A 10,460-nucleotide genomic window follows, 5' to 3' on the forward strand; every position below is an offset into this window, starting at 1 on the left:
TCTACAAATTCTGAGTAGATATCGACAAAATTAGAAGCCTCTAAAGGGCGCTGCTGATCAGCAGCTCCTTTTCCTATTGAACTGTCGGGGCAGGTTAGTTCCATAATACATCAATACCACTGTATACATGATTATTCATTTAATAGGTGTGGATTTTATGAATTTGGTTTGTGATTCTGATATATTAGATGATTATTTACTCGAATTAAATGAAGTTAATTATTCTAAGCCAATTATAATAAGGAAAGCAGATGAACTTTTCAATCAATCTCAAACGGAAATTGAAAAAACTAAAATAGCTTTTGAATTTGTTCGTGATGAAATTTCTCATTCTTGGGATATTCAATCGACACGAGTTACTTGTAATGCTTCGGATGTATTACACTTTAAAGAGGGAATTTGCTATGCAAAATCACACTTATTAGCTTCTTTATTGCGTTCACAGGGAATACCAACGGGTTTTTGTTATCAAAGATTGATGTTGTTTGATACTCCAGAAAAAGTGCATTGTATTCACGCTTTGAATGCTATCTTCTTTAAATCACTTAATAAATGGATTAGGATAGACGCTCGTGGAAATAAAAAGGGAATTGATGCCCAATTTTCAATTGAAGAGGAAAAATTAGCTTTTCCCATTAATGAAGAACTTGATGAAAAGGGTTATCCAGTTATCTATGCTAAGCCTCACCCTAAAACAGTTGCTATTTTGGAAGCAGATACGAATGCATTAGAAATGTATAATCATTACTTACCATAGAGTTTGTAGTTGCTCTATTATGGAACACAAAAAATGATCAACTTTTATAAAAGAATAATCCAATTAAATAGTATAAGGGCATGTTTTGATTAATCTTTTTTCAAAACATGCCCTTTCTATTTATTCATTTATCAGGTTTCTTGGATTAATTTGATTAATCTTTGTTTCAAAGCTACACTTTTATGAATTAACAAAAATTTCCTCACCTTAGTTATAATAGATGGAAATAGAAAAAAGGTGGATATTATATGAAATTATCAATGTAGATAATAATACATTGATTGATCGCTACTTCTTCGGAGAACCAGCACTTTCTTTTTTTATTGAAGTGGATAATAAACGGATTGTATTTGATACTATGATCCTTTATCAATTGTATACCTAGAATGTATGAACAAATAAAAGTGCTTTTATTTATGAATTTACATTTTTAGTATAATGGAGTTAAAATATAACATAAGTGAATATTTTACAAGGGGAAAAAAATGAAAAATTCAAAGTTTGATTACAACTTAGTTACACTTTTACTTTTGCTATTTATAACTAGTTGTATAGCTATACACACTGCTCAAGAATTTGGTCAATACGAAGGGGATTTTTTATTTAGACAAGTTACTTGGTATTTTATAGGTTTCGGTATGATTTTAGGAGTTATGTATTTGGATTCTGAACAAATATTTCGCTTGAATTGGTTTATTTACTCGCTTAGTTTATTTCTATTAATTGCATTAATTTTGTCACCTAAGTCAATAGCACGAGAAATAAATGGGGCAAAAAGTTGGTTTCAAATTCCTGGGATTGGGTCTCTTCAGCCAGCAGAGTTTACTAAAATATCTTTAATAATTTGTTTAAGTTACTTAATACAAAAACATCATAATAAATATGAAGACAAAACTTTGAAAACGGATTTTTTTCTATTAATTAAGATGGGGGCTGCAACACTTCTTCCAATACTTTTAATTATGAAACAACCAGATTTAGGTACATCTTTAGTATTAATGTGTATTTTTATAGGGTTATTATTTGTTTCAGGAATATCATGGAGAATAATTGGCGGTATTTTTATTATTGGAGGATCAATTGCGAGTGGAATCTTGTACTTAGTTTTTCTTCACCCTGAAATTCTTCGTTTAATGGGAATAAAAATATTTCAACTAGGAAGGATTTATGCTTGGATTGATCCAGAGTCTTATAAATCAGGAGAGGGTTTTAACTTAATCAAAGCCTTACTTGCCATAGGATCAGGTGGTGTTTCTGGTTATAAAGGAAGCGGGGTATACGTTCCTGAAGCACATACAGATTTTATCTTTAGCGTTATTGCTTCTAAATATGGTTTCCTGGGATCTAGCATTTTAATAACAATTTATTTCCTCCTTATTTCGGGTATGGTGAAGTTAGCGCTAGATGTCAAAAATAGTTTTGAATCTTACCTATGTGTAGGTGTGGTTTCTATGATTTTTTTCCATATTTTCGAGAATATTGGAATGAATATAGGTTTACTACCTATTACAGGGATACCTTTACCTTTTATAAGCTACGGAGGCAGCTCATTAATGGGGAATATGTTAGGAATAGGATTAATTTTTTCAATAAGCTATCGAAAAAGAGCATTTATGTTTGGCTAAATTGATATAACAATAATTTTTTTAAAAGTGAAGTTATCAAAAGAAACCTACTAAAAAGAGGCCATTTATTTGTTATGAATTATTAAAGACACTAAATGATTCTAATACATCGTGAGTTTCTTCTTCTGTAATCCCAATATAGCGCAGTGTAACGGATGGATGCGAATGTGGAAGGATTCGTTGCAACATGGCAATATCCTTCATGACCTTGTAAAACCAACGTATGGATTGCCGACATACTATACGCCAGCAAACTCTGCAGTCTTATTTAACTGTCGTTAGGCCTGAATAGAACATCCTTTTTAGTGGTGTTAATGTGAATTCTACGGTAGAAACAATACAAAAATTAACAGATAAAGAACAATGGTTAGAAGCCTTTCCAATTATGAATCAGTTACGTACTGAGTTAACTCAAAAGACATATCTGGAGTTACTGAAGAAATGAGGAAAGATGGGTATTGTATGCGTTATATAAGGATAACCGGATTGTATCCTTAGCTGGTTTAAGTTGGAGAGTTAACTTTTATAATAAACGTCACGTTTTTGTTTATGATCTGGTAACAGATACTGCTAACCGTTCATTTGCGTTTGGAGAGAAATTATTAAGTTATATACATAACTGGGCAAAAGAAAATGGGAGCGCATATGTAGCATTAGAATCGTGGAATTCAGCGAAACAATGCTCACCGTTTTTATGAAGAGAAATTAGATTATGATAAATGGTGCTATTCATTTAGAAAAACGTTGTGAGGAAAATAGGGGGAATGCTTCGATTAGAGAAGCATTACATTTAAAAGAGCTGAGTAATGAACTGCACCCCAATTGTTGGATAATTATCTAACAATTGGTGGTGCATTTTTTTGACAAAATTTACGATCGAACATGGCTGTTATCGCTTTGGAAATGTTGGAGAAAGTATTAATTCTATTGCTAAATCTCTCAAAAAAAGTACTGAAGTGATTACTTTTTGGATGATATCATTATCATGCCTGGAAGCTTTAAAGAAAAACTATACAAGTTTCTCCCTTGAAGATAAACTAAACATAATCAATTATACGAACGAGAATGGCGAAGTAGTTTTAGGACCGATGAAATAGACGCCGTAGTTGGGGGATATAAAAGTATGAAAGCAGTAATGGATCAAAGGAAATGGCATTGGTTGGACTATGTTCTATTTCTCATTCGTACAATATGGATTACGAATATTGGCTCCGTGATATTCATTGGTACGACAGGATTGAACAAGTGGATTTTACTTTTGTGGGTTAGTTGTTCATATATAATACCTCATCTATTTTATCGGCCTGGGCTTATAAAATTCCCAAAGTATGTATTTGCCGAGGTATTGTTAACGGGTACATTGTTTATTTACTTATCGATCCAATATGAAATATCAGAGACTTACGGTTTTCTATTCTTGCCTATGCTTACTGTGGCTTATGCTTGTCAAGTGAAGCCGTTAATTTGGTTAGGGCCTTTCTTATATATTTCTATTTTTTTAGCTGGCACATTGGCCGGTGATCTCTTCGCTGATGAGGGTTTCTTTGCTCTCTTCGTTGACACAACTATTTTTTATGGTATCGGGTTATGTTTAGGAAGGATGACCATTGTCAATAACGCCAATAAAGCGTTAATTGCTTCTATTGAGGAAAAAAACGAGGACTTGGAATATTACTCAAAAAAGATTGAGGAACTGACGATTAAGGAAGAACGAAATAGAGTTTCACAAGATTTGCATGATACAGTAGGCCATATTTTCACATCAGTCATAACGAGTTTAGATGCTCTTCCTTTTCTATATCGGGCAGATAAAATAGAAGCAGAAAAAAGTATAAAAGAGATTTCAGATTTAGCACGAAATGGACTGCAAGATGTGAGAAAGACAATTCACCAGATGTCGCCCATGACTCATCAAACACTTATTGAATCTGTGCAAGAATTGATTGTTGATTTTATGAAACATACATCAACGGATATAAAACTGATTGTCGAAGGAGAAGCGACCAAAGTAGGCGAAAGGATAAAGTTTGCCATTATTCGTTGTATACAAGAAGGTCTTACAAATGCGAAAAGACATGGGCAGGCAACCTTTATTAAAGTATCTATTTCGTTTAAACAAGAAGAATTGATTGTTCTCATTGAAGATAATGGAATGGGCTTTAGTGAATTGCATTTAGGGTTTGGCTTACGCTCAATGAAAGATCGAATTTCGGCATTGGCAGGTACAGTGGACTTTTATTCAAAATTGAATGATGGTATGAGGATAACGTGTCACATACCTATGGTAAAGGAAGTATCATTATCATGATAAAAGCGGCAATCGTCGAAGATCAAGAGATTTTAAGGAAGAGCTTAAAAATTGTGATTGAAAGCATATCTGACATTGAAATTATTGGAACTGCGGAAAATGGAGAGAAAGCCATTGCTTTATGTGAAAGGGAAAATCTTGATATTCTTTTAATGGACATTCAAATGCCGGTGATGGATGGTGTAAAGGCGACAGAAGAAATTAAAAAACAGTGGCCCAATATAAAAATTATTATACTTACTACATTCCAAGATGTTACACACGTTTTGAATGCCTTAAATGCTGGTGCAGAGGGTTACATATTAAAGGCTGTTGATCCTGAATTTTTGGTTCAGGGAATTAAAATGGTGTATCACGGAGGTTCCCTCATTCCTCAACAATTAGCAAAAGAGGTGTTTGGTCAGATACAATCAAATAATAACGAACACGCGGAACAATTTGACCATAACTCTATGAAACATCCATATGATTTAAATAATCAAGAATTAAAAGTATTAAAATGTTTAACTCAAAGATTATCCAATAAAGACATTTCAGAAAAGATGTTTCTTTCAGTGGGAACTGTGAAAAATTATGTCTCTAACATTTATTCGAAATTAAATGTAAAAAACAGATCTTCTGCTATTATGAAAGCAATAGAAGAGAGTCTTGTAGAAAATAAGAAATATTGAAGTAAGAGAGTGTGGACAAAGTTAAACTAACTTTGTCTTCACTCTTTTTTAATTGCAACGAACTGGAACGTTATTTTAAATTTGTTTATTTCATGGGCAATTCATAAGGTCCATCATTCAAAAAACCTCACGGTGGATCGTCTATTAGATATTTGCTATAAAAGAGGGCATCAATAAAGTTTCAATAGCCATTTATTAATAAAGAAGTAATATATTTTAGCTAATAGTCATAATTAGTCATTCTTCCCAAATAGTTATGACTTATCGACACTACAGTATATGACCTTTCCTTTGTAGAGTAGAAATATAAATGAAATTTATAAAAGAGGTGAAAAAATGCATGTTCAAATCCATTGGAACTTACAACCTGTACCCGTCTTGAAGTAAATAATATTCGAATTTTCTTTTTCAAGAAATGGGCGCTTTAGTGGAATTTGGATTTCAAAAATAATCAATATCCATCACATTACATAAGAACAAGTTTTGATCAATCATATATTTGGATTGTATCGAGCAGAAAGGAATCAGATGAAAAACATAAAGAAATTAATAAAATATATCGGAGCCATTATTATAATAGTATTAATCATAGCACTTTTTTTCCCTACTTGGTCTTCGTATATAAAAGGTGATAACAGTATAAGTGCATTAGAACAAGTAGAGATAAATGGAAGTAGTCATGAAATTATGATACGTGGCAATGATAAGGTTAATCCTGTTATTATTTTTGTACATGGAGGACCTGGATGTTCGGAAATACCATATGCAGAAAAATACCAAGACTTACTGGAAACTAAATTTACGGTTGTTAATTACGATCAACGAGCAAGTGGAAAATCCCATCATTTTTTTGAGGACTATTCTAATCTTTCGTCAGACTTACTGGTGGATGACTTATTGGCTTTGACGGATTATATATCAGAACGGCTCGGCAAAGAAAAGGTAATACTAATTGGTCATTCTTATGGTACATATATTGGCACGCAGGCTGCCCATAAAGCTCCTGAAAAGTATGAAGCATATATTGGTATTGGACAGATGAGTAATCAAGTAGAAAGCGAGATTGAGAGTTTGAACTACGTTATAAATCAGGCTCGAAAAGCTGGCAATACGGATGATGTTTTGTATTTACAAGGGTTAACTGAAAAAATTAAAAAGGGCGACATGTTTACCCCACGAAATTCTGTTATGAAATATGACGGAAGTGTAAGACTCATTGATAACCCCGATGGAGATAACTTAGGTATATTACTCAGTAACGAGTATAACTTATTAGATCTAATCCGTTATAACCGTGGGGTGTCCTATTCTCAAAAGGTATTGGTAGAGGATATATTTAAAAAACCATTACCAACTATCGTAACGAAACTTGAATTACCGTTTTATTTTGTTATGGGTAAATATGATTATATGACTACATCAAATGAAGCAAAAAAATATTTTGATATGATTGAAGCTAATAAAAAAGAATTTATTGCTTTTGAGCAATCAGCTCATTATCCACAATTTGAAGAGAAGGAAAAATTTTATGAATGGATGTGCGATACATTTTTAAAATAAATAGGGTAGTTTTTTTCTTACCTTGAAAAAGAGATTGTGAAGAATTGTACTTCAGCTAACGGGTGCGTTAGCTGAAGATCGGAGCTGTCTTTAAGGCAGCTTTTTCCTTATGGAACTAAAGGGGCAGGATTGTTGAACAAGAAACACATGTTTTATGATAAAGTATATGTAATATTTTGAGAGATGAGGGAAGCGAAGTGAAATTGAAAAAATTTTTAATGAGTTTTTCAGCAGGATATTTTGCTTGTATGTTAATAATTTACTTTATCTTTGATTATTTTTCTTGGTCATACGCTGTGGGTTCTTTAACTGGCATAGTTATTTTCGCACTTATTATAAAGATGCTTCGCAGAAAATATAACTGAATTTATTCTAACCGAATTCTTAATGAACTAACGGGTGCGTTAGCTTATGATCAGAGCTGTTTTTAAGGCGGCTTTTTCTTTATGGAACTATCGGGGCAGTTTAGTGTTGAAGAAATAAATTAAAAGTAACATAGTTTCAGTTATGATAAAATATGTTATTGAAACAGATAGAAATTATTGGGAGGTTTTTATATGAAAGGGAAATTAGTTTTAACCCTTGGTTTTGCAGGAGTTTTAGCAGTATCAATCGGTTTTGCGAAAGACTTGCAAAAGACAGAAGCATCTGCAGAAGTTTCCTCAAAACAAACAGATACATATAAACTTGTTACTAGAGAAGAACAAGATCGTAGAGAAGGTATGGTTGCTGAAGGAAAAAGTGTTACCACAGTTATAACAGCAGAAGAGCAAAATTTGGTAGAAAATAGTTCAGCTCTACAAGGGTTTGTTCCACAAGAAAATGGGACAGGTTTCTATTTCGAAAAAGAGAGAAAAAATTAAGTTTAGTTGTTAAACTAACAGGTGCTTTACTTCAATAAGGAAGGTTGCTGAGGCAGCCTTTTTCTTATGGCACTAACGGGGCAGTTTAGTTGAAGAGTGCTGTTGAGCTTTATTCAACAATTGGGCCAGTGTTAAAGATACTTCCTAAAGACGATTGGAAATTTATGTTAAAATAAAGAGGGTATACATAAATCTAAATCAGCTGTGAAATTTAGAAAGGGGAGTAACAAAAGATGGCATTTGCCGTAGGGTATGGAATTGCATTTATAGGAGTACTTGTAGCTTATCAACTTAGCAAAGGTAAGTCGAAAAAAAGAAAATGTATTGTTTGGGGCATCGCTCTTATGTTGGCAATTTCACCATTCTTATCTTTGGCGATTGGTTTATCATACGCATTTATTGTTGAGGATCCTTGGGCAACTTTGGTTATGTGGTACTTGTTCCCAATCGGTTTCATCATAGGACTTATTATGCTACTGGTAGGCATATTTAAGAAAAAAGAAATAGAGAATGTCATGTAACTTCTTCAACTAAAGGGCGCGATTCTTAAAGAAATTTCGCTTTTTCGCTTTTCTTAATGAACTAACGGGTGCTTTAGCTGAAGATCGGTGCTGTCTTAAAGGCAGCTCTTTTTTTATGCTACTAAAGGGGCAGGTTAGTGGAAGAGTGTTATTTATCTTGTGTTCAAGATTCGGGCCATATTGCGGAATAGTTGAAAACTGACATATAACAATTGTTTTGTTATATGTCAGTTTTTTCTTCATATTCGAGTATATCACCAGGCTGACAATTTAATGTCTGGCAGATTTTTTCTAATGTGGCAAAGCGAATACCACGCGCTTTACCTGTTTTTAGTATTGATAAGTTAACTTGGGTAATTCCAATTTTTTCTGCTAACGCTTTTGAAGAAATTTTTCTTTCTAGCATTACTCGATCTAGATTAATTTTTATCATAAGGAGCTCCCACCTAAATCACGTTGTTAGAATCGTCTTGCAAAGATATGCCGTATTTAAAAACCACATAAAGAGTATAAACGATGGCTAACAGAAGAATGTTTCCCAATAAACCTGGCGAAGAATTTGAAAAAACATCACTGACATTGAACGCGTGTATTTTCGCAAAGAACAGCTGACTAGTGAACTGCAAAATGGTAAAGCTAGTAATCGAAATTAAGATTAGTTTGAGGTACGTAAGATTTTGGAAAACAAAGAAGTGTTGTTCGTAAATATTACCAATTATCTTATGTAGAGCGTACATAATGATAAACAAACAAGCAATGATTGCTAGCGCGACTAAGCAAGAAAGTACTAACAACCATACTGATGGGTTTGTGTTTGAGTTTAAATCTGCATACTGTAGCAATTGTTTTTTGACTCCGTTTGGTACTAACAATAAAGCTCCAGACGCAAATAATAGCATTAATCCAGCAAACGCACATAAAACTTGAGCAATTAGCGACACAATTGATAAAAATTTTAGAACGGTCTTGGTAAAAAGATTCATTGGAAATTCCCTCCTTATTTTACATATTATTATAAAACGATAAAGTGTTATCGTCAAACAATAATTTTTTTCTATAATTTTTTTCAAGGAGATTGATTCCTGACGTATAACTTTAAAATTTAGTTTGATCAAAACAATTCAAAAGTTTGGTGGTGTTCAAAATGAAAGATGGGCGAGGGCGACTGGAAAGAAATCTTCCATAACTAAAGAAATTGAAAATAGCCGTAATAATAGAAGGGTTGATCCAACATAGCTTCATTTTTCTTGTTCAACTAACGGGTGCGTTAGCTGAAGATCTGAGCTATCTTTAAGGCAGCTTTTTCCTTATGGAACTATCGGGGCAGTTTAGTTGAATAACAATTGAGCCATTACACCTCAAAAAATGGACTATTTTTCTTAAAATTAGGAAAGATATCTTTTGAGGTGAGTTTATTATATGAAAATGATATATATATTGATTATTACCATTCCGATGTTGTTTTTTGGTTCAATTCAAGGATACGCACAACCTAAAGAATGTCCTGTGTTAAGTGAATTAGAGAAAACATCGATTAAGGATAAAAATGAGGTAATAGAAGCGTTAAATACTTTAATACCAAAAACTTATGGAACTGGATTAGATGATTTTCCTGACATATATACTAAGTGGAATGTAGTAACTGCCAAACCTTTTCCCAAAACAGTTGGTAATAAAGAAGAAGAAAACTATTTTAGAATGGCAAAGACCTTTTGTGGCAAAGAAATTGCTGAAAAATCATGGCTTGTACGTTTAGATTTCCCAAAAGCACCTGGAGCTAACTTAGCCCAAGGTCAAATATTTTTAGCTAAAAGTAAGGAAAAAGGATGGTTTGTTTGGTTTCAATACCATTAAACTGCTATTCCTTAATGAACTCCCTCAGTTTAATAGATAATGCTCACGAATACTCGCTTTTTCGCAGGATTTCAAACCACATGGTATAGGTTGCTTTAGATGAACGAAAGAGATAGGACCGTTTTGATAAGATGAGGACAGATTGAAATAGGGGATCTGTTAAAAATCCCATATTATTACATATTCTGCACACATACTCCACGCTGCCCTGGAGGCTTTCCCTCCCATGTCTCAACGGGTCATAATCCTATGCCCTTTCATTCCTTCGTCATGCCTATCCAAGGGGTGGAGGCCGGTTTTG

At 33.3% G+C, this 10,460-nt stretch carries 11 protein-coding genes; 9 read left to right on the forward strand and 2 right to left on the reverse strand.

Annotated elements, in window-relative coordinates; genetic code table 11:
- The first annotated feature begins 157 nt into the window (after positions 1–157).
- The 8 genes from ACQKKK_RS25890 (at position 158) to ACQKKK_RS25925 (ending at position 8,305) form a co-directional block, all read left to right on the forward strand.
- Positions 158–757 (forward strand): transglutaminase-like domain-containing protein, encoded by a 600-nt coding sequence (locus ACQKKK_RS25890; protein WP_427619964.1) that lies wholly within the window; start codon positions 158–160, stop codon positions 755–757.
- A 485-nt stretch (positions 758–1,242) separates the two neighbouring features.
- A complete protein-coding gene (locus ACQKKK_RS25895) occupies positions 1,243–2,382 on the forward strand; it encodes an FtsW/RodA/SpoVE family cell cycle protein (RefSeq protein WP_427619965.1) in 1,140 nt (379 codons plus the stop codon).
- An 860-nt stretch (positions 2,383–3,242) separates the two neighbouring features.
- Positions 3,243–3,479 carry a hypothetical protein gene (locus ACQKKK_RS25900; protein WP_427619966.1) on the forward strand — a complete coding sequence of 79 codons (237 nt, stop codon included), beginning with the start codon at positions 3,243–3,245 and terminating at the stop codon, positions 3,477–3,479.
- A 26-nt stretch (positions 3,480–3,505) separates the two neighbouring features.
- Positions 3,506–4,690, forward strand: coding sequence for a sensor histidine kinase (locus ACQKKK_RS25905; protein ID WP_427619967.1), 1,185 nt, complete (start codon positions 3,506–3,508; stop codon positions 4,688–4,690).
- A complete protein-coding gene (locus tag ACQKKK_RS25910; RefSeq protein WP_427619968.1) occupies positions 4,687–5,361 on the forward strand; it encodes a response regulator in 675 nt (224 codons plus the stop codon). The genes ACQKKK_RS25905 and ACQKKK_RS25910 overlap by 4 nt, the downstream gene beginning before the upstream one ends.
- A 528-nt stretch (positions 5,362–5,889) precedes the next feature.
- A complete protein-coding gene (locus tag ACQKKK_RS25915) occupies positions 5,890–6,921 on the forward strand; it encodes an alpha/beta fold hydrolase (RefSeq protein ID WP_427619969.1) in 1,032 nt (343 codons plus the stop codon).
- A gap of 557 nt (positions 6,922–7,478) precedes the next feature.
- On the forward strand, positions 7,479–7,784 hold the full coding sequence (locus tag ACQKKK_RS25920) for a hypothetical protein (RefSeq protein ID WP_427619970.1): 306 nt from the start codon (positions 7,479–7,481) through the stop codon (positions 7,782–7,784).
- Positions 7,785–8,017: 233 nt separating this feature from the next.
- Complete coding sequence (locus ACQKKK_RS25925; RefSeq protein ID WP_427619971.1) at positions 8,018–8,305, forward strand: hypothetical protein; 288 nt, start codon at positions 8,018–8,020, stop codon at positions 8,303–8,305.
- Positions 8,306–8,525: 220 nt separating this feature from the next.
- On the opposite strand, the gene ACQKKK_RS25930 is transcribed toward ACQKKK_RS25925, so the two are convergent.
- The gene (locus ACQKKK_RS25930) at positions 8,526–8,738 is read right to left on the reverse strand and encodes a helix-turn-helix domain-containing protein (RefSeq protein ID WP_200749883.1); all 213 of its coding nucleotides are present in this window, start codon (positions 8,736–8,738) and stop codon (positions 8,526–8,528) included.
- A 13-nt stretch (positions 8,739–8,751) separates the two neighbouring features.
- Positions 8,752–9,288 carry a DUF2975 domain-containing protein gene (locus ACQKKK_RS25935; protein ID WP_427619972.1) on the reverse strand — a complete coding sequence of 179 codons (537 nt, stop codon included), beginning with the start codon at positions 9,286–9,288 and terminating at the stop codon, positions 8,752–8,754.
- Positions 9,289–9,724: 436 nt separating this feature from the next.
- On the opposite strand from ACQKKK_RS25935, the gene ACQKKK_RS25940 reads away from it, so the two are divergent.
- On the forward strand, positions 9,725–10,159 hold the full coding sequence (locus tag ACQKKK_RS25940; RefSeq protein ID WP_427619973.1) for a hypothetical protein: 435 nt from the start codon (positions 9,725–9,727) through the stop codon (positions 10,157–10,159).
- The last annotated feature ends 301 nt before the right edge of the window (positions 10,160–10,460 follow it).

It is taken from the genome of Peribacillus sp. NPDC006672 (genome assembly GCF_050274955.1).
Taxonomy (GTDB): domain Bacteria; phylum Bacillota; class Bacilli; order Bacillales; family DSM-1321; genus Peribacillus.

Excerpts from the sequence above, each read along its gene's own strand:
- ACQKKK_RS25915 (WP_427619969.1), top strand. The coding sequence starts at position 5,890 with ATGAAAAACATAAAGAAATTAATAAAATATATCGGAGCCATTATTATA.
- ACQKKK_RS25910 (WP_427619968.1), top strand. The coding sequence starts at position 4,687 with ATGATAAAAGCGGCAATCGTCGAAGATCAAGAGATTTTAAGGAAGAGC.
- ACQKKK_RS25935 (WP_427619972.1), bottom strand. The coding sequence starts at position 9,288 with ATGAATCTTTTTACCAAGACCGTTCTAAAATTTTTATCAATTGTGTCG.
- ACQKKK_RS25895 (WP_427619965.1), top strand. The coding sequence starts at position 1,243 with ATGAAAAATTCAAAGTTTGATTACAACTTAGTTACACTTTTACTTTTG.
- ACQKKK_RS25905 (WP_427619967.1), top strand. The coding sequence starts at position 3,506 with ATGAAAGCAGTAATGGATCAAAGGAAATGGCATTGGTTGGACTATGTT.
- ACQKKK_RS25920 (WP_427619970.1), top strand. The coding sequence starts at position 7,479 with ATGAAAGGGAAATTAGTTTTAACCCTTGGTTTTGCAGGAGTTTTAGCA.
- ACQKKK_RS25930 (WP_200749883.1), bottom strand. The coding sequence starts at position 8,738 with ATGATAAAAATTAATCTAGATCGAGTAATGCTAGAAAGAAAAATTTCT.
- ACQKKK_RS25925 (WP_427619971.1), top strand. The coding sequence starts at position 8,018 with ATGGCATTTGCCGTAGGGTATGGAATTGCATTTATAGGAGTACTTGTA.
- ACQKKK_RS25890 (WP_427619964.1), top strand. The coding sequence starts at position 158 with ATGAATTTGGTTTGTGATTCTGATATATTAGATGATTATTTACTCGAA.
- ACQKKK_RS25940 (WP_427619973.1), top strand. The coding sequence starts at position 9,725 with ATGAAAATGATATATATATTGATTATTACCATTCCGATGTTGTTTTTT.